Source organism: Leucobacter iarius, from assembly GCF_039530105.1.
Taxonomy (GTDB): Bacteria; Actinomycetota; Actinomycetes; order Actinomycetales; family Microbacteriaceae; genus Leucobacter; species Leucobacter iarius.
This window is the reverse complement of the sequence record NZ_BAAAOB010000001.1, coordinates 652494-671857: the sequence shown is the minus strand read 5'-3', so window position 1 is coordinate 671857 and position 19364 is coordinate 652494. Positions and strand designations below refer to the sequence as shown.

At 71.7% G+C, this 19364-nt stretch carries 10 protein-coding genes; 2 read left to right on the top strand and 8 right to left on the bottom strand.

What is annotated here, in order from left to right:
- Positions 1 to 30: 30 nt before the first annotated feature.
- Both ABD169_RS02940 and yczR read right to left on the bottom strand, forming a co-directional pair.
- Positions 31 to 9339 carry an isopeptide-forming domain-containing fimbrial protein gene (locus tag ABD169_RS02940; protein ID WP_344029077.1) on the bottom strand — a complete coding sequence of 3103 codons (9309 nt, stop codon included), beginning with the start codon at positions 9337 to 9339 and terminating at the stop codon, positions 31 to 33.
- 459 nt (positions 9340 to 9798) lie between these two features.
- Complete coding sequence (gene yczR / locus ABD169_RS02935; protein ID WP_344029074.1) at positions 9799 to 11268, bottom strand: MocR-like transcription factor YczR; 1470 nt, start codon at positions 11266 to 11268, stop codon at positions 9799 to 9801.
- Positions 11269 to 11329: 61 nt separating this feature from the next.
- On the opposite strand from yczR, the gene yczE reads away from it, so the two are divergent.
- A complete protein-coding gene (yczE, locus tag ABD169_RS02930; protein WP_344029072.1) occupies positions 11330 to 12043 on the top strand; it encodes a membrane protein YczE in 714 nt (237 codons plus the stop codon).
- A gap of 249 nt (positions 12044 to 12292) precedes the next feature.
- Positions 12293 to 13318, top strand: coding sequence for a 3-methyladenine DNA glycosylase (locus ABD169_RS02925; protein WP_425560959.1), 1026 nt, complete (start codon positions 12293 to 12295; stop codon positions 13316 to 13318).
- Between the two features lie 190 nt (positions 13319 to 13508).
- On the opposite strand, the gene ABD169_RS02920 is transcribed toward ABD169_RS02925, so the two are convergent.
- The 6 genes from ABD169_RS02920 to ABD169_RS02895 all read right to left on the bottom strand — a co-directional run bounded on the left by ABD169_RS02920 (position 13509) and on the right by ABD169_RS02895 (position 19363).
- The gene (locus tag ABD169_RS02920) at positions 13509 to 14654 is read right to left on the bottom strand and encodes a glycosyltransferase family 4 protein (RefSeq protein ID WP_344029070.1); all 1146 of its coding nucleotides are present in this window, start codon (positions 14652 to 14654) and stop codon (positions 13509 to 13511) included.
- Positions 14651 to 15838 (bottom strand): glycosyltransferase, encoded by a 1188-nt coding sequence (locus ABD169_RS02915; protein WP_046455560.1) that lies wholly within the window; start codon positions 15836 to 15838, stop codon positions 14651 to 14653. The genes ABD169_RS02920 and ABD169_RS02915 overlap by 4 nt, the downstream gene beginning before the upstream one ends.
- 228 nt (positions 15839 to 16066) lie before the next feature.
- Positions 16067 to 17284, bottom strand: a complete 1218-nt coding sequence (locus ABD169_RS02910) for a class I SAM-dependent methyltransferase (protein ID WP_344029067.1) — start codon at positions 17282 to 17284, stop codon at positions 16067 to 16069.
- A complete protein-coding gene (locus ABD169_RS02905; RefSeq protein ID WP_046455559.1) occupies positions 17277 to 17687 on the bottom strand; it encodes a heat shock protein transcriptional repressor HspR in 411 nt (136 codons plus the stop codon). The genes ABD169_RS02910 and ABD169_RS02905 overlap by 8 nt, the downstream gene beginning before the upstream one ends.
- A 117-nt stretch (positions 17688 to 17804) precedes the next feature.
- A complete protein-coding gene (locus ABD169_RS02900) occupies positions 17805 to 18770 on the bottom strand; it encodes a DnaJ C-terminal domain-containing protein (protein WP_344029064.1) in 966 nt (321 codons plus the stop codon).
- The gene (locus ABD169_RS02895) at positions 18770 to 19363 is read right to left on the bottom strand and encodes a nucleotide exchange factor GrpE (protein ID WP_344029061.1); all 594 of its coding nucleotides are present in this window, start codon (positions 19361 to 19363) and stop codon (positions 18770 to 18772) included. Before ABD169_RS02895 ends, ABD169_RS02900 begins: the two co-directional genes overlap by 1 nt.
- Position 19364: the final 1 nt, after the last annotated feature.

The following is a 19364-nucleotide window of genomic DNA, read 5'->3' as shown; positions in this document are numbered from 1 at the left end:
GCCGCGCCCTCGGGCGGCTGCCGCTGGGGGTTACTCGGCAGCGGTCTCATTCGCGATCGGCGTGCCGTCGCGACGGCGTCGGATCGCGGTCACTGCCCCGCCCACGAGGAGCAGGAGCGCCGCGATCAGCGCCGCGTAGCCCGTCGCCGCGCCACCGGTCACCGCGAGCGGGTCGATCGGCTTCACCTTCGTCTCGACCGTGCTCGTCAGCTCCGAGTCGGGCGTCAGATCGGTCGGCGTCGAGACCACCGCGGTGTTCTCGACCTTGGGGTAGGCCGCCTGGCCGACCCGCACGACGAGATCGATGGTGACCTGCTCGCCCTTCGCGAGACCCTTCGGCAGGGTCCACTCGACGCGGCTGCCCTGCACCGAGGCCGCCGACACCGGGCGGGATCCGCCGGTCTGGGTCGCGACCGCGCTCGATACGTAGGTCAGCCCGTTCGGCAGACGATCGGTCACCGTGATGGGGCCGGGATCCTCGGTCGGGCCGTCGTTGCGCACCGTGATCCGGTAGTGCGCGTTGTCGCCCACCTGGAACTCGCCCTGCGCGGACTTCGTCACCGTGAGCTTCGCGAGCGCGGGCACCTTCACCGCATCGTCCGAGCGGTTGTTGTCGCGGTTCACGTCCTCCTCGGTCGAGGTGACGGTCGCCGTGTTCGTGACCTCGGCGTAGGCGCTCGCCTGCACCTCGGTGCCGACGGTCAGCTTCGGAGCGCGTTCGCCCGGAGCCAGCTCGCCGCTCAGCGTCGCCACCACGAGGGTGCCGCCGTCGGGCAGCGCCGTCACCTCGGTGATGGTCCAGCGATCGCCCGAGAGGTCGCCCACGGCGCTCGTCACCTTCAGCCCGGCCGGAACCCGGTCGGTCACGCTGACGCCGGTCGCGATCGACGGGCCGTGGTTCACGACGTCGATCCCAAACTCGAGCGGCGAACCGATGCGCACCTGACCCGCGTCGTGCGACTTGGTCACCGCGACGTCGACCCGGCGATCCACCGTCACCTCGGCGGTGTCGGTGTTGTTCGACTCGTCGGGATCGGGCGTGCCGGACTTCGCCGTCGCCGTGTTCGTCAGCTTCGCCCCGTCGGCGATGCCGGCGTCGAGCTGCACGGTGAACAGGATCGCGGGCGCGGCCGCGCCGTTCGCGAGGCCCGTGCCGTCGGGGATCCGGGCGAAGGTCACGCGCTGCGTGCCGTCGGCCGCGGGATCCTCCGCGGTCGCGGTCCAGTCGGTCGCCGAGGCGCCGTCGAGCGAGACGAAGCGGCTGCCCGCGGGGAGCGTGTCCGTCACCGTGATCGGGGCGATCGCGTCGCTCGGGCCGTGGTTCGTGACGACCATGCGGTAGCGCGCGGTCGATCCGGCCACGGCACGGTCGGTCGCCTTGCCATCCGCGTCGATCGCGGTCTTCTCGAGGCTCAGATCGGCGCTCGTGGTGACCGTGATCTTCGCGTCGTCCTGCACCTGGTGCGGGGCCGTGCTGCGGCTGTCGGTCCACGAGAGGTAGGCCGTGTTGGTCAACTCGGTGCCCGTCGGGACGTTCGCCCCGACGTGCGCGACCACCGTGAGGGTGCTCGTGCCGACCGGGTGGGCGGCGCGCTTGCACGACTCCGACGCGTCGTCGCAGGTCCAGCCCGCGCCCGAGATCGACACCGGGGTGAGCCCCTCGGGCAGCACGTCCTCGACGAACGCGTCGGCGACCGACGGCCCGCGGTTCTCGACCGTCAGCGTGTAGCTCACGTCGGTGCCCGCGACCCAGGGTCCGGCCTCGACGTCCTTCGTGATCGCCATGTCGGCCTCGGTCACGACCTCGACGGTCGCCTCGGCGTGGTTGTTCGTCGGATCAGTGTCGTCCGGGCCGCCCACGTCGGCGCCGTTGACCAGCCGCTGGGCGGGCACGTCGGACGCGATCGCCGCGACGACGTCGAACGTCATCTCGCCGTCCCGCTGCAGGGTCTCGGCGCCGCTGAGCATGGTCCACACGGCCGAGCGCTTCGACCCGGAGACCTGCGGAGCGGAGTTCACCGTGATCCCGTCCACCTTGCTCGTCGAGGAGACGTAGGTCATGCCCGCGGGCATGTCGTCGGTCACCTTGATCGGCGCGCCCGAGACGCTCGGGCCGTTGTTCTTCACCGTGATCCGGTAGCGGAGCTCGGTGCCGGCGGTGACCTTGGTGGTCGGGTTGCCGTCGAGATCGAGCGCCTGCTTGGTGATCGAGAGATCGGCCTGGCGGTCCGAGTTGCCGTTCTGGTCGTCGTCCTTCGGCTCGTTGCCCGAGTTCTCGGCGAACGCCTGCGCCCAGTTGCGCACGGTCGATCCGGGCACGAGGCTCGGGTCGATGTCGTACGTGGCGACGAAGGCCCGCGAGGCGCCCTTCGCGATCGTGCCCGAGAGCGCGAACTGATCGGTCGAGGCGTTCGCCCCGGCCGTGCGAGCCCAGGTGCCCGAGACGTTCGTGTGCTCCCGGTAGCTCAGCACGCTCGGCGCGGTGTCGACAACGCGCACCGCGCGGGCGTCGGCCGGGCCGAGGTTCGCGACCGTGATCCGGTAGCTGACCGTGCCGCCCGCCGTGATGTCGGGCAGGGGGCCGCCGTTCTCGGCCGCGTCCTTCCAGACGCCGCCGACGTTCACGACGCGAGTCTTGCTGATCCCGAGGTTCGTTCCGTCACCGGGCGTCGTCGAGACGTCGTCCGTGTTGTTGTCGGTCACGGGATCGGTCGTGGCGCCCGGGTGCACGACGGCGGTGTTCACGATCTTGCCACCCGTCCAGGACGAGTCGATCATGCCGTCGAGCGTCAGATCCTGCGCGGGGCCGACCGGCAGCTGGGGTCCGGTGAACGTCCACGTGATCGTGTCGCCCGCCTTCGCCGGCCAACCGTTCGAGGCCGTGACGGTCCACGAGGTGAGCGCGGCCGAGGGGTCGCGCACGTCGCTGATCCCGGCGGGGATCGTGTCGGTCACGGTGATCCGCTTGTCGGCGGTCGAGGCCGACACCGAGGGGCCGCGGTTGCTCACCTTGATGCCCCAGCTGATCGGACGGCCGGCCGAGGGCTCGGCGGTGTTCAGCACCTTGTCGATCGCGAGATCGGCCTCGGTGGTGATCGGGCGCTGCGCGGTCGACGAGTTGTCCTTGTCGATGTCGCCCTGGCGCTCGAAGCTGCGCCCGGTGACGCTCGCCGCGTTCTTCGCCGTGCCGGTCGCCGTCGCGTCGATCGTCACGTCGGCGAGCAGCACGATCCGATCGCTGCCATCGGCCGCGAGACGGGTGCCGCGGTCGCCCACCACGAAGGGATCCTTCGCGGTGCCCGTGCCCGAGAGGGTCAGCGGGGTACCGGTCTTGTCGGCGGCGTTCGCGTAGTAGCGCGCGGTGAACGCGCCCGTCGTCACGCCGGCCGGCAGGGTCGTCTGGTCGACCACCGAGAACTGGCCGGAGGCCGCGTCGGGACCCTGGTTCGTCACGGTGATGCGCCACTGCGGCTGGGTGTAGCCGGACCCCGCGACCGCGCCGGCGGTCCACTGGTTCCGCTTGTCGCCGCCGATGGCCTCCTTGACGAGCTTCAGATCGACGCGCGCGATGTGCGCGTCGGCCGTCGCGTCGGGGCCGGTGTAGCCGCCGTCTGCGTTCGCCGTCTTGCCGGTCGCGTCGGTGGTCTGACCCGACAGCGTATTGGTGTGGGCGATCGAGAGCCCGGCACCGGCGTCGGTGGTCGCACCGCTCTGCGGCTTCGCCGAGAAGGTGATGCGCACCGTGCGCTGCGGATCCGTCGCGCCCGATCCGACGCCCGGGAGGAGCGCCTGCGCGGGTGCTGCGGAACCGAGGTTCCAGGTCAGCGTCTGCTTGCCGTCCTTCGTGCCGATGGTCGGTGCGTCGAGGTCGGCGAACGCGCCGCCGCCGATGCTGATCTGCGGGCGCACCGAGGCGTCGAACTCCCAGTTCTTGGGCAGGGTGTCGGTCAGTCGCACGGTCTGCGCCGCGCCCTGGCCGGTGTTCTTCGCCTGCAGGGTCCAGCCGAAGCCGTCGCCCACGAACGCCTCGGAGCCGTTCGACGTGCTCTTCTGCAGCGTCACGTTCGGGAACCGCGGCGTGACCGTCGCGTTCGCCTTCACGTTCGTCGGATCGTACGAGCGGCCGCCGTTCGCGAACGACTCGTAGTGCTTGACGGCCGCCTCGTTGACGAGGTTCGCCTGCTTCAGCGCGTCCGAGCTCGTGAGCTTCGCCGTGTAGGTGAACGTCCGCACGTTGTTCGGCGCGACGTTGCTCAGCGGGCCCGCGACAGTCCACTCGATCGTGCCGCCGCCGTTCGCGCCGGCACCGGTGAGGACGCCGCCGCTCGCCGTGAGGCTCGACGGGTCGACCACCACGCCCGACGGCACGGTGTCGGTCACCTTCGCGTTGTACGCGGGGCTCGTGCCCGTGTTGCGCACGTCGACCGTGTAGGTGAAGGTATCGCCCGGATCCACCGATGCGGCGCTCGCGCCGTTCACGCGCTTGGTGATCCCGAGCTGCGGGTTCAGCACGTTCACCGTCGCGTTGTCGGTGAGCTCGATGCGCTGCGACGCGTCGTCGTGCGCCGTGGTCCAGCTGAAGCCGGCCGTGTTGGGCAGCGAGTTCACGCCGGCGGCCACGGTGTTCTTCAGGAGCACGCGGTAGGTCACCGTGAGGGTGCGGGTCTCGGATGAGGAGTCGATGTCGCCGTCCGTACCGGTGTAGGTGCCGGTCAGACGGTTCGAACCGTTCACCGTCCAGTTCCAGCCGCCGTCGGCACCCGAACCCGCCGGGTCCACCGACACCGTCGGGGTGCCGATCAGCTCGACGCCTGCCGGCAGCTGGTCGCGGATCTGCGCGTTGTAGTAGTTGATGTTCGGGTGCAGGGTGACCTTCACCTGGTACGACGCGGTCTCACCGATCGGCGCCTGCGCGGTCTTCGCGTAGGCATCCGAATCACCGATGCGCACGCCCTTCGCGATCGCGGCGGTGGTCGCCGTGATCTTCGCCGTGCTGCTGGTCGTCCGGTCGCCGCGGCGATCCGAGGTGTCGGCGCCGTCGACGGTCTTCGGCAGGGTGTAGCCCGTCGCCGTCGCGGTGTTCGAGTAGCTCTGGCCACCGCCCGTACTCGGGTCGATCATCGCCGTATAGCCGAGCGCCACGGTGGCGGGGACCGTCTGCAGCGCCGGCACGTCGGCGGGCTTCCAGGTGATCTTGCCGCCCGCGCCGGTGGAGACGCCGGCCTCGGCGTCGACGGCGCTGCGCGCCAGCGGGGCACCGTTCAGCGTCAACGAGTCCAGGTCGACGATCAGGCCCGCGGGGACCTGGTCGACCACGGTGTTCTCGTAGCTCTTCGCACGACCGGCCGGGTTCGACACGGTGATCGTGTACTGCACCGGCTTGCCGATCTGCACATCGGTGTTCGGGTTCGCGGTCTTGACGACCTGCAGACCCGGCTCGATGTAGGTCGCGTTCGCGTTCGCGCTGGTGCTCACCCGCTTCGCGGGGTCGGCCGGGTTCGCGTAGCTGAACGCGGCGGTGTTCTGCAGCACCGCACCGTTCGCGAGGTCGGGCGAGTAGCCCGTGTGCGACGCGTCGCGATCCTTCACCCACACGGTGATCCGCGCGGTGAATTCCTGGTCCTGGTCGGTCGAGTTGGTGTAGCTCGCGGGGAACTGCAGCGTGCCCGCGGCATCGCTCCCCGACGCGCTGCGCAGCAGGGTGAACCCGGCGCTCTCGAGGTCTCCCTCGGTCATGCCGTTCGGGCCCGAGAACGCGGCCGATCCGGCGACGAACTCGTAGGGCACTCGGGTGCCGCCCTGCGTGAAGAAGCCGTTGTCGGCGAGCTTCGCATCGCGCACGGTGGTGTGCGCGGGCACCTTGACCCGGTACTCGAAGGTCGCGTGCTCGCCCTGCACGATCTGCGTCTGGCTGTTGGCCGAGTCGATGTCGTTCAGGCCGACGGTGTTCCCGGTGCCCGCGGGGGCGCTCGGTCCGACCTCGGTCGAGACCAGGCGCTTCGCCGGGGCGGTGCCGGGCAGGTGCACCTCGGAGGTGTCGTGCGTCTTGCTGTCGTCGACGCCGAACTCGCCGTCCGCGATCGTGCGGTCCGCGAGCAGCTGACCGCCGGTGGGCTCGCCGTTCGCATCGAGCTTCTGCGGCACCACCGTGGCGGAATCGCCGCTGTTGGTCGAGAAGCTGTAGTTCGAGATCGCAGCCGTGTTCTCGTAGGACTGCGTCAGCTGCGCGGCGGGTCCGCCGCCGGGCACGCCGCTCGGCACCACGAGGGTGTAGCCGAGGGTCAGCCCGCTCTTCGCCGGAGGCGTCGCGCCGGGCACGGTCCCCGCGAACGTGAACACGATGACCGTGCGGCCCGCGTAGGCCGAGGTCAGGTGCAGGTCGGCGTACCCGGGATCGCCCGGATCGAGCGCCTTCGCCGTGACCGAGCCGTTCGCCGCGGCCTCGGTGCTGCCGTTCCACAGCGCGGCCGTGGCCGAGCCGACGGCGCCCGTGCCCGGGTCGATCCCCTTGAGGTCGGCCTTGCGCACGCCGACGGGCAGCGCATCGAGCACGCGGTAGTCGGCGGTGTCGTTCCGCGGCGCGGCGAGGTCGATGCGGTACGTCGCCTCGACGCCCTGCGCCACGACGAGCCCGTCGACGTTCGAGCCGAAGGCCGCACCGGGCTGGGTGGTGCCCGCGGTCGTCTTGAGCGAGCGGACGCCCTTCACGAGCGAGGTTCCGCCGTCGACCGTGATGTCGGCGCCGTCGCGCAGGAAGAAGATCTCGCCGTCGACGTTCTCCTGCTGGTACTTCGCGAGGTTCTGCGGCAGGTCGACGTCACCGAAGTTCGAGAGGCCCGAGACGGTCACCTTGACGTAGACATCGAGCTTCACGCCGCGAGGGAAGAACCGGTCGCTCGAGCGATCGAGGCAGCCGGTCTTGCCGAGGGTCCACGTGAGCGCGCGCCCGTCGGCACCGACGGTCGGCTGGCCCACGAACTGCTGCAGCAGGTCGTCGCGGCTGGTCGCCGTGCAGATGCCGAGCGTCGCCGAATCCGTCGACGGCACCACGACGATGTCGCGGTATGCGTTGCCGTTCTTCGTCTCGTCGAAGGTCACGCCCTCCGGCAGGAAGTCGGTGAGCTTCGCATTGCGCACGTCGGCGCCGGCCGGCGGGGTGACACTGATCTTGTACCAGACCTGGTCGCCGGCCGAGAAGGGCTCCTTCGCCGAGTCGACCCAGCCGGTGGCGCTCGCGACGTTCGCGGCGGTCGTCTGACCCGCGGCGTCGCGCGGCAGCACCCGCTTCTGCATGCCGCTCAGCGCGGCCTCCAGGGTCGCCGAGGAGTCGTCGGCGGCGTGCTCGCGGCCGTCGGCCTTCGCGCCCTCCTTCGACACGATGCCGTCGAGCTCGGGGCGCGCGTCGGTGGTCAGGGTGACCTTCGCGTTGTTGGTCACGCGGTCGCCGGAGCTCGTCGCACCCGACTGGCCGTCGTCCTCGGTGTAGCTCGCGCTCTGCATCACCGTGTAGACCACGTTGTGCTCGCGGTTCGGCGCGGCTAGCGCATCGGCCGGCGCGAGGGCCAGCTCGATCGAGAAGTGCCCGTTGCTCGGGTTGTACGAGAGCGAGGTGAGGGTCGCACCGGCGAGCTTCAGGTCGGACGCAGGGGTGTGCGTCGACGGCCAGGAGCAGTCGGACGAGACGCCGCGATCCGCGAGCATGGCGTTCCAGTCGCTCGCGCTCATGGGCGCACCGGGATTGTCGATGCCGCCCTGGGTGAGCTTCGGCGTGGATCCGCCGCCCGTGATCGCGGTGCCCGCGGGGAACGCCGGGCAGACGCCGTCGGCCATGTCGTCGACGAGGCGGTCGGGGGCGCCGCCCTGCGTCGCTCCGACGTACTCGCTCGTCGCGATGTTCAGCCGGTAGCTCGCGATCTGCCCCTGCGTGAAGGACGCGTTGCGCGACCAGTCGGAGGCGTTCGCGGGATCGGGGTTCGGCTTGGTGCTGACGCTCTTCAGCAGGCGGACGTCGACCGCGTCGACGGAGTGCGCGGCGCTGCTCTCGGTCTTCTTGCCCGCGTAGCTGCCCGAGACCGCGGCGACGTTGCGCAGGGTCTGAGCCGAGTAGGGATCGCCCGAGATGCCGTGGCGCGTCGACGCGCCGCGGTTGTTGTCGAGGTTCGCGGCCTGATCGCCGCTCGTCGCCGACGGGGTGGTGGCGCCGAAGTCGAGGGTGTTCTCGAACAGCGGGATCCCCGCGCGGTAGCGGATCTCGAAGACACCGGAGGTACCGGGGGCCGACGCGTAGTTCTGCTTGACGCCCGCGGTGGTGTCCCGCGGGTCGCCGAGGCCGAGCAGCGTGCCCAGGTTCCAGGTCACCTTGGTGTAGACCTTGCCGACCTCGAGGTCGTACTGGTCGGCGAGCGCCTGGTCGGCCTTGATGGTCTCGACCGACGAAGCGGCCCCCGCCGCGCCCGCGCCGCCCGCGGGGGCCGGGGTCGCGGTGAGCCGGGCTGCGCCGGGGTACTCGACGGCGCCCTGGGCGCCGTTCGCGTTCGTGGTGTGGTCGATGCCGCCCGTGCCGAGGAACTCGAGGCCCGCGGGCAGGAAGTCGGTCACCTGCGTGTTCGACAGGTCGCCCTCGGCGGTGTGCGAGATGCGCAGGGTGTAGGTCGTGGTGTGGTCGTGGATCCCGCGCAGCAGCTCGCCCTCGGGGCTGGGCTCGCTCTTCGCGACGCGGAACGCCTTGACGGGCACGTTCGTCTTCGAGATGCCGGGGGCGGAGGTGGTGCCGGATCCCTTGGCCGTCGAGCCGGGGAACTGCGGCAGGCGGCTCGGGTCGTTGCTCGTGTAGGCGGAGCCGACGATGTCGAGTGCGGTGGTGCCGACGGGGAACGTCTGCGCGTTGGGGCGGAGCGTCACGGTCGCCTGCTGCTTCGCACCGACGGGGAGGTCGGTGATGTTCTCGAAGACCAGGTACTGCTTGCCCGCGGGCACGCGGCACTTGCCCGCGCTGCCCGCTTCGAGTCCGATCGCCGCGCAGTCCTGCGCGGTGGTGAACTCCTTGCCCGCGGCGTAGATCTTCGGCGCGGTCATGCCCGCCGAGGCGCCGACGTACGTGACGCCCGCCGGGATCACGAGCCCGGCGCTGACGTTGTACTGGTCACCGGCAGCGGCGCCGGCGCTCGTGAACGTCAGTTCGAGGCTCAGATCCTCGCCCGCGACCAGATCCTTCTGCGGAGTGACGGTGAAACCGGGTGCCGGCGACGCGGCCTCGGCGTTCTGCGCGCCGACGCCGGCGGCGACCAGCACGCCGGCGATCAGTGCGGCCGAGACTCCCCCGGCGATCCATGCGCGCATGCGGGTCCACCCGCGCGCGGCTTCGTGCGTCCCTGCAGTCCGCTTCGCGCCGTGTTTCCGGGCGCGACGAGGCGTGCTCGTCCAATTCGACACAGTGTCCCCCACCGTCGATGCACTGCGAGCGGCGAGCGCACGGCAAGGCTGCGGTGCTGTGCACAACTCACCGCAGCGACCGGCGCTCCCCCCTGGAACGTCGGCCCGATCGTGGCCCGGTGACGGGAGTCCCCTCACTCCGCTCGGTGCCGCTGATTCCTTGGGAATCGCGCCGCCGATACGTCATCCGCTTGAACCTTCACAGACATAGTGAAGGATTCAACTATCGACCCTAGCCGGGATCCGCGCCCCATGCCAACCGTTTGATGATCCTTCATTTGCAGCCGAGCATTCGCCCTGAACTTCCCGTGAGCCGCCCCGACGTGCCCTGGATGCGCCCTGAACGCGCTCGAACTCCTCAGAGGATCAGATGATCCCGCCCCTCGCGCCCGGCGATCCGAGCGACTCGGCGCCCGGCAGATCCCCCCAGGAATCGGCCAGGATCCCGACCGCGGCGCGCAGCTCGTCGGGATCGCCGCAGAGCGGCAGACGCAGCCGCCCCTCGTATGCGCCGTCGATCCCGAACCGGGGCCCGGCCGGCACCACGAGGCCGCGCGACCGCGCGGCGAGCGCCAGCCGCGAGCTCAGCGGAGCGCCGAGATCCACCCAGGTGGCGATCCCTCCAGGCGTCGGCGGAACCCGCCACCCCGGCAGCCGCTCGGCCAGCAGGCCCGTCAGCAGCTCGCGCCCCGCACGCAGCTGTTCGCGACGAAGCTCCAGCGCGTCCGCGGTGCGCGGCAGCAACCGCGCGAGCAGCAGCTGCTCCAGGATCGGCGTCCCCAGATCGCCCACCACGCGCGCCTGCGCGAGCCGCGCGATGAGCTCTCGGTCGGCGCGGATCCACCCGATGCGCAGGCCGCCCCAGAGCGTCTTGCCCGCGCTGCCGATCAGCACCGCGTCGCCCTGAGCGGCGAGCGGCGGTGCGGCGAAGCCCCGGTCGATGTCGAGCTCCGCCGTGGTCTCGTCGGCGACCACGACGGTCCCCTCGCGGCGCGCGGCGGCGAGGATCCGATCGCGGGCCTCCGGCGAGAGCGACCGACCCGTGGGATTCTGGAAGTCGGGCATGAGGAACGCGGCCGCGGGGCTCGCGCGGCGGAAGGCCTGTTCGAAGGCCTCGACCTCGGCGATCTCGGCGGCGGCTCCGGCTGTGGCTCCGGCGGTCTCGGAAACGGGCACCGGCACCAGGCGGGCGCCGGCGAGCCGCAGCGCCTCGAACGCGTGCGGGTAGCTCGGCGACTCGATCACCGCGCGATCGCCGCGGCCCAGCAGCGTGCGCGCCAGGAGCGCGATCGCGTGCTGCGCACCGAGCGTCACGAGGATCTGCTCCGGCTCGGTCGGCAGCCCGCGCTCCTCGTAGCGCTGGGCGAGCGCCGCGCGCACCTCCGGCAGCCCGATCGGGTCGTAGCCGTCGGTGTGCAGCCAGGACGGAAGATCCTCCGCGGCCTCCCGAGCCGCTTCGGCCAGCCAGGGCAGCGCCGGCAGCGTGGCCCGCGAGAGATCGATCTCGTGCCCGCTCGGAGCCGACTCGGGCAACCGCGGCACCGGCAGCCGGACCTGCGTGCCCGATCCGCGCAGGCTCCGCGCGAAGCCGAGGTCGCGGAGCCGCGCGTACGCCGCGGCCACCGTCGTACGGCTCAGGTCGAGGCGGTCGCAGAGCTCCCGCTCCGAGGGCAGACGGGTGCCCGCCGGGATCCGCCCGTCGAGCGCGAGCAGCCGGATCCGCTCGGCGAGCGAGCGCGCGAGGCCGCCCGGATCCGCACCTCGCCAGTCGCCCAGCAACGCGACGAGCGCGGTCGCCCCGATCGATCCCTGGCCCGATTCGTTCCGCAGCACCATCGGTCCAGACTATGCGAATTGGCCTCTGGCAAACAGGCCAATTCGCTGTTTGGATATCTGCATGCTCACTCGACGCCTGCTCCAGCTCTTCATCGGCCTCTTCCTCTACGGATTCGCCGACGCGCTGATGATCCGCGCAGCCGTCGGCGTCGACCCGTGGACCGTGTTCGCGCAGGGGCTCTCGCACCTCACCGGCATCGAGATCGGCTGGCTCACCAACCTCATCGGCCTCGCCGTGCTGCTGCTCTGGATCCCCCTGCGGCAGAAGCCCGGCATGGGCACCGTGTTCAACATCCTCCTCGTCGGCACCAGCATCCAGGCCGGCCTCGCCCTCGTCGGCACCCCGCCCGAGCTCTGGCAGCGGATCCTCATGTTCACCGCGGGCCTGCTGCTGCTCGCCGTCGCGAGCGGCCTCTACATCGGCAGCCGCTTCGGCGCGGGCCCCCGCGACGGCCTCATGACGGGGATCAACGCCCGCACCGGGCTGCCGATCTGGATCGCGCGCACCATCGTCGAAGTGACCGTGCTGGCGGTGGGCTGGCTGCTCGGCGGCGACGTCGGATTCGGGACGCTCGCGTTCGCGATCCTGATCGGGCCGTTGTGCGGCCTCACCATCCCGCGGCTCCGCGTGCCCGAGGCCGGCGAGCGGGGTCGGGGTGGGATCGAGGCCGGCGCCGGCGCCGGGGCTGGCGCTGGGGTCGAGGCCGGGGCCGGGGCCGGGGCCGGGGGTGGCGCTGGCGGGCGAGTGGACGAGCCCGCACCCGCGCAGGCGTGACCCCGCCCTGAATCTCGTCGAGCGGCCGCAAACCGGCCCTACGGCCCACCCATTCGAGTGTTTTGCCGCCACTCGACGGAATCTCCGGGCGCCGAGAGCTGGAGATGCGGGGCGAAGGTGGGGCTCGGGCATTCCCCGAGCGCCCGACCCGGTGGGCGCGCCTAAGCTGGGCGGGTGATTCCCGCCTCCGCCGACCTCGCGCCGACCGCTCCCTCGCTCGTGCCCGCGAACGAGCACGCGACCGTGCCCGTGCTCGCACCCGCGACCGAGCACGCGCCGACGACCGAGCACGCTCTCGGACCCCGCGAGTGGGCGCCCCGCGAGGCCGCGCACCGGGAGCGCGCGGACGCACTGACCGCAGGACGTCGAGATCGCACGCTGCGCCACGAGAAGCACCCGATCGAGGATTTCCTCTTCACCTACTACTCGGTGACGCCCGGCCAGTTGCGCCGTTGGCATCCGGGCGCGGGCGTCGTGCTCGTCGGAGCCGGCATCCCTGAATCCGACGGCGCGCTGCCGGAGCGCGCCGGCTGGCGCGAGTACCGCGCCGTCGCCTCCCGTCGTCCCGACGATCTGGTGTTCGATGCGGCGGCGTTCCTCGAGCGGCGCGGATCCACCGTCGACTTCGTCGACCGGCTGCTCCGCTCGACGCTCGAACAACCGGCCACGCTCGGCTGCTTCGGGCTGCACGAGTGGGCGATGGTCTACCGGCAGACGCCCGACGAGCTGCGCCACTCCTCGCTGCCGCTGCGGCTCGGCCACGCGGGCACCGACGCGGTCGTCGAGGCGAATCCGATCCGGTGCAGCCACTTCGACGCGTTCCGGTTCTTCACCCCAGAGGCTGTGCCGCGCAACGAGCTGCGGCCGACGCGGGCGACGCAGCCCGACATGGAGCAGTCGGGCTGCCTGCACGCCGGCATGGACGTCTACAAGTGGGCCTCGAAGCTCGGGCCGGCCGTGCCCGGCGAGCTGCTGCTCGACTGCTTCGTGCTGGCGCGCGACATCCGCGAGCTCGACATGCGGGCCTCGCCCTACGACGTGACCGGTTGGGCGGGCGCCGACGGGCGGCCGCTCGAACCCGTCGCGATCGAGACGCCGGACGGCAAGCGCGAGTACGCGCGCCTGCAGGCCGGCTTCGCCGAGCGCGGCAACGCGCTGCGCGAGCGGGTGCTCGACGCGATCACCGATCTGCGCCGGGCGGGCACGGGCGGCGCGGGCAATGCAGGCAGCGCGAGTGGCGCGGGCGGCGCGGGGCCTCGCACCGCGGGACGCTGATCGCCGGACTCCGAAGTTCCGCGGCTCCCCCTCACCGAGAACCCGGTTCGCTGTCGAGAGGCGGTCCAACTCTCGAGAACCGGCGCAGATCGCGCGATCCACCCCGTCCCTCGAACAGAATGACCGTTCCTCGAGAATTGTCCCGCGATTCGAGCGTCGGCCGCCCTCGAGCGTCGGCCGTCCCGACCCCTCAGCTCTCGGCGAGGCGGCGCACCTCGGCGAGCAGCGTGCCCGCCGTGCGCTCCCACGAGTACTCGCCCGAGTGGGCGACGCCCGCGGCGATGATCCGTTCGCGCACCGCGTCGTCGTCGAGCTCGCGCACCGCGGCCGCGAACGCCTCGGGATCCTTCGCCGGGACGAACAGCGCGCCGTCGCCCGCGACCTCTCGGAAGATCTCGAGATCGCTCACCACGGCGGGCACGCCGAAGGCGAGCGCCTCGGCGATGGGCAGGCCGTAGCCCTCGTCGAGGCTGAGCGTCGCGAGGATCGCGCGGTCGTCGAGCAGCGCGGCGTACTCGGTGTCGGAGACGCCCCCGTGGAACACGATGTCGGCGCCGTTCGGCGCGATCGCTTCGAGCTCGGCCCGGCGCTGCGGGCTGATCCGGCTGAGCAGGTGCAGCGTGCGACCGGGGAGCCCGGCCATGCCGCGCACCAGCGTCTCGACGTTCTTGTAGGGCATGAACGAGCCCATGTAGACGATCCGCTTGGGGACCTCGGCGCCGCGTTCGAGGCCCGGGTTCGCGCCAGCGGGCAGCTCGGGCAGGAGCTCTTCGAGCCGCTGCGGCGCGTTACCGAGCACGATCACGGGGCGCCGGGTCAGGCGCACGTCGGCGAACTGCCGCTTGCTCGTCTCGCTCACCGTCGCCACGACGTCGGCGCGGTTCAGCACGAAGCGCTGCGGCACGTAGCTCAGGTGGAACAGTCGCCAGCCGAATCGCACGGACGCCGGCAGGTCGCGCGGGGGCGTGCGGTGGCGGTAGTAGATGGTGTCGTGGAGCGTGAGGATCAGCTTGAACCGGCGCCCGAGCGAGCCGATGGTCTGCATCGGCGAGAACACCGCGTCGGGGCGGTGCCGGTTGAGGATCAGCGCCGTGAACGGTTCCTTCGCCGACGTCGGCGCGTGGATCTTCAGCGTGCGGGCACCCTCGGGCAGCAGCGGGATCTGCGCGTCGTCGTGGATCAGGAAGATGACCTGGACGTCGCGCTCGCCCGTCGATCCACCGGTCGCGGCGAGCTCGGCGACGGCGCGCGCGAGCTCCGCCGAGAACCGGCTGATCCCGTCGTGGAAGTCGGTGCGGATGTACCGGGCGTCGAAGAAGAGGCGGACGGGTCTCACTCGGGGATCGGCTCTCCGCGGTACAGCGCCTCGAAGGTGTCGAGCGTGCGCGTGATGTCGTGCACGAGCACCCCGTCGAGCGAGGCCCGCTGCATGCGCAGCCACTCCTCGGGTTCCGCGGTGAGCACCTCGGTGAGGCGGGCCGCGAGCTCGGCGTGGTTGTCGGGCTCGAAGAGGTAGCCGTTCTCGCCGTGGTGCACGAGGTGCGGCAGCGCGACCGCGTCCGCCGCGATGACGGGCAGGCCGGAGGCCATGGCCTCCATGGTCGCGATCGACTGCAGCTCGGCGATCGACGAGATGACGAACACGGACGCCCGGCTGTACGCGTCGACGAGCTGATCCTCGTCGATCTTGCCGAGGAAGTGCACGCGATCCTGCAGGCCGAGCTTCTGCACGAGCTGCTCGAGGTGCTTGCGCTGGTCCCCGCCGCCGACAATGTCGAAGCGGACCCGGATCGACGGGTCGAGCGCGGCGATGGCGCGCAGCGTCACGTCGATCCGCTTCTCGCTGGTGAGGCGACCCACCGACAGGATGCGGTGCTCGGTGCGGGGCGTCGCATCGGGCCGGTAGTTGCGGCGGTCGATGCCGCAGCTCACGGGGATCACGCCCGAGAGGTCGATGGTGCGCTCGAGGAACTCGGCCGCGCGACGCGTGGGCGTCGTGACCGCGCGCGCCATCTTGAAGGTGCGCTCGGCGTCGTCCCAGGCGAGCTTGAGCACGAGCTTGTCGACGAACGGCGGCATGACGGTGAAGTCGAGGATGTTCTCGGCCATGACGTGGTTGGTCGCCACGATCGGGATGCGGCGCTGGCGGGCGATGCGGGCGAGTCCGCGGCCGATGACGATGTGCGACTGGATGTGCACGACGTCGGGGCGCACCCGCGACAGCACCTGGCGCGCGTAGTGCTTCGAGCGCCACGGCCAGACGAAGCGCAGCCAGTCGTGCGGCAGCCAGCGCAGCGACGGCAGGCGGTGCACGGTCATCGGCTGGCCCTCGATGATCTCGACCTTGGGCCGGGTGCGGCGGTAGCGGGTGCCGGGGGCCACGATGTGGACCTCGTGCCCGCGCTCGACGAGGCCGGCGGCGAGGCGCTCGGCGAAACGGGCGGCACCGTTCACGTCGGGGGCGAACGTGTCGCATCCGATCAGGATGCGCAGACGGTCGGGTCGATCGGTGGGGCTCACGGGTGCGCTCGCGCCTTTCGAGTCGTCGGGTGGGCCGCGGAACACGGGATTCGGCTCGCGGGAACGTGTATCAGTGTATTCGGACGTCTCTGGAGATCGCCCGGGGCGCGTCGGGATCACCGGATCCGCAGATCCCCGGATCCGGGCGCGTACCGGAACGAGCCGGGCCTCCGAGCCTTCGACCCCGGGCCGCGGGCCGCGGGCCGCGGGCCGCGGGCCGCGGGCCGCTCAGCGTCCGGCGCGCGGCTTCCGCGCCGACAGTACCGTGAAGGTACGGTCGCGGGCGAGCTGCTCGGCGGGGCCGACGGCGCGCTCCAGGGTCGGGCGGTAGCCGAGGGGAGAGTTGAAGACGATCCGCAGTTCGCCGCCGAGCGCGAGCGCGCGAGCGCACGAGCGGATGAGGCGGTGCGCGACCGCGGTGTGCACGGTCGATCCGGAGTGGAACGGCGGGTTGAGCAGGATCAGGTCGGCCCAACCGTCGGGCACGGCCTCGCAGCCGTCGGCGCGCACGGTCTCGACGCGATCCGCGACCCCGGCCGCTTCGGCGGTGAGCCCGGTCGACGCGACCGCCGCGGCCGACTGATCGGTCGCGATGATCTCGGCGTCGGGCCAGGCGAGCGCCGCGCTGACCGCGAGCGTGCCGGTGCCGCAGCCGAGGTCGACCACGCGCGCCGGATCCTGGCCGGAGCGTCCGGCTGCGCCGGATCCCGCCCCGCGCGGGGGCGCGGTGCGCAGCGTGTCGAGCAGCAGCCGCGTGCCTCGGTCGAGCTTGGTTCCGCCGAAGGCCGCGCCGAACGCGGCGAGGCGGAAGCCGAGGGCGGGATCCCCGCCCCAGACGGGGAAGCGCGGGTCGCCGAGCTCCTCGGCCGGGCGCGCCGCGGAGGCGGTGAGGATCCGGGACTTCTGCCGCGCGAGTCCCGCCGAGACCTCGGCGAAGCTGCGCTGCAGCACCTCGTTCATGGCGAGGGTCATGTGCTTCACGCGACCGCCTGCCAGCACCACGACCGCGGGATCCGCCCAGCGCGCGATCGCCTGCGCGATCTCGTCGAGCGCGTCGAGCCCGCGCGGCAGCTGGAGCAGCACGAGCGTCGCTCCGCGCAGCAGCTCGGGGCCGAGCGGGAGCGAGGTCGGCGCGTCCGCGACGCCCAGCCGATCCGCGTTGGCGTGCAGCGCGCGTTCGCCGAGCAGCGGATCCTGGTGGACCCGCACGCCGGTCGCGCCGAGCAGTTGCACGGCGCCGAGCGCGAGCGCGCCGTGCCGGTCGCCGATCACGACGGTGCCGCCGGGCATCGCGCCGGCGAAGCGCGGATCCCTCGCGGCTTCGAGCAGCAGGCGGTCCGTCGCGTCGAACGGCAGCAGCTCGGCCGCGTCGAGATCGGGCTCCCGCGAGAGCCCGTCGAGGAACGCGGCGAGCGAGGCTTCGAAGGCGGTGTCGGGCTCAGTCACCGGGATGCCAGACGACCATCTCGGTGCTGCGTCGCACCCGCGTACCGCGGCTCAGGGTGAAGACCTCGCCCTCGGAGCCGGCCGCGAACACGCGTCGGCCCGGTCGGTTGAGCAGTTCGTCGGAGAGCGCCCGTTCGAGCTCGCGCACGCGGGTCTCGAGGTGCTGCACGCGGTCCTCGAGCTCCAGCACGCGCCGGATCCCCTCGAGGCTCAGTCCCTCGGCCGAGAGCCGGCCGACCTCGCGCAGCTGCTCGACGTCGCGCAGCGAGTAGCGCCGGGTGTTGCCGCGGGTGCGCTGCGGCGAGACGAGACCGATCCGGTCGTACTGCCGCAGGGTCTGCGGGTGCATCTCGGCGAGCTCCGCCGCGACGGCGATCGCGAACACGGGCGTGGTGCGATCCATCTGCGGCCCGGTCATGGCGCTCATCCCCTTCGTCTGATTCGGCGAGTCCCGCGAACCCGGTGCCCGGATCCTCTCGAGGTTCCGGGCACCGGGTCCGCGCGGCCCGCCGGTGTTGAGTTATCCCTTGGCGCGCGCGAGCAGATCCGCTCGCGGGTTCTCGTCGGGTTCGACGGCGCGGAAGGCTTCGAGAGCCTCCTTCGCCGCGTCGGAGAGGTGCGCCGGCACGACCACCTGGACCTCGGCGAGCAGGTCGCCGGTGCCCTTCGCGGACTGCACGCCGCGGCCCTTGACCCGCAGCACGCGGCCGCTCGGGGTACCCGGCTGCACCTTCAGCTTGACGGTCGGACCGCCGAGCGTCGGTACCTCCACCGTCGCGCCGAGCGCGGCCTCGGTGAAGGTGACGGGCAGCGAGAGCCGCAGGTTCTGGCCGTCGCGCTCGAACACGGGGTGCGAGCGCACGTGCACGGTCAGGATGATGTCGCCGGCGGTTCCGCCGTCGGGACTGGGCTCGCCCTTGCCGCGGACCTTGATCTTCTGCCCGTCGGAGACGCCGGCCGGGATCTTGACCTTGACCTGCCCGCTCGGAGCCTGCAGCGTCACGGTGTTGCCGCGCACCGCCGTCTCGAAGTCGAGCGTGGTCGAGGCGGTGATGTCGCGGCCCCGCTGGGGACCGCGCGGTGCGCCGCCTCCGCCGAACATGCTGAAGATGTCGTCGAAGCCCTGCCCGCCGCCCTGCTGGTAGCTGAAGTTGCGGCCGCCGGTCGCACTGTGCCCGCCCTGCTGGCCGAACATGCCTCCGAAGATGTCCTCGAAGCCCTGCCCGCCCGAGGTGAACCGGGCCGACCCCGTGCCCATGGCGCGGATCTGGTCGTACTCGGCGCGCTGCTCCGAATCGGAGAGCACCGAGTACGCCTCGCTGATCTCCTTGAATCGGGCCTCGGCCGCGGCATCGCCCGGGTTCGAATCCGGGTGGTACTTGCGGGCGAGCTTGCGATACGCCTTCTTCAGATCCGCTTCGCTGACGTCCTTCGCGACGCCGAGGATCTGGTAGAAGTCCTTCTCGAGCCAGTCTTGACTTGCCATCAGCCCCCCACAGCCACAGCCACCTTGGCGGGCCGCAGCTCGACATCGCCGATCCGGTAGCCGCGCTCGATCACGTCGAGCACCGTCTCCGACTCGGTGCCGGGAACCGGCACCTGGGCGATGGCCTCGTGCAGCTGCGGATCGAAGGGGTCGCCCTTCTCGCCGAAGCTCTCGAGGCCGAGGCGCTCGAAGGTGGATCGGATCTTGGTCGCGATCGTGGCGAACGCGGATCCCTCTTCGAGGTCCCCGTGCTGCTCGGCGCGGTCGAGGTCGTCGAGCACCGAGAGCATGGGCAGCACGGCCGAAGCCGTGGCGCGCTGCTTCTCGATGACCGCGTTGGCCTCGGTCCGCTTGCGGTAGTTCGCGTACTCCGCGGTGATCCGACGCAGGTCCTCCAGGTACGGGCTCTCGGCCTCGGCCGCCGCATTGGGATCCCCGGCCGCCGACGCGTCCTGCTCGGTCGACAGGATGTCGTCGACCGTCAGCTCCTCGCCCTGCGGCGCGGGGCCGGAGGCGTTCGCCTCCGGCCCCGCAACGGGAACCTCGTCGCCGGGCTGGTCACCCTGGGGCGTGCGCTGCTCCTCGTTCGTCATC

Bases quoted from the DNA above. Each gene is read 5' to 3' on its own strand.
- ABD169_RS02900 (WP_344029064.1), bottom strand. From the start codon at position 18,770: ATGGCAAGTCAAGACTGGCTCGAGAAGGACTTCTACCAGATCCTCGGC.
- yczE (WP_344029072.1), top strand. From the start codon at position 11,330: ATGCTCACTCGACGCCTGCTCCAGCTCTTCATCGGCCTCTTCCTCTAC.
- ABD169_RS02895 (WP_344029061.1), bottom strand. From the start codon at position 19,363: ATGACGAACGAGGAGCAGCGCACGCCCCAGGGTGACCAGCCCGGCGAC.
- ABD169_RS02940 (WP_344029077.1), bottom strand. From the start codon at position 9,339: ATGCGCGCATGGATCGCCGGGGGAGTCTCGGCCGCACTGATCGCCGGC.
- yczR (WP_344029074.1), bottom strand. From the start codon at position 11,268: ATGGTGCTGCGGAACGAATCGGGCCAGGGATCGATCGGGGCGACCGCG.
- ABD169_RS02905 (WP_046455559.1), bottom strand. From the start codon at position 17,687: ATGGATCGCACCACGCCCGTGTTCGCGATCGCCGTCGCGGCGGAGCTC.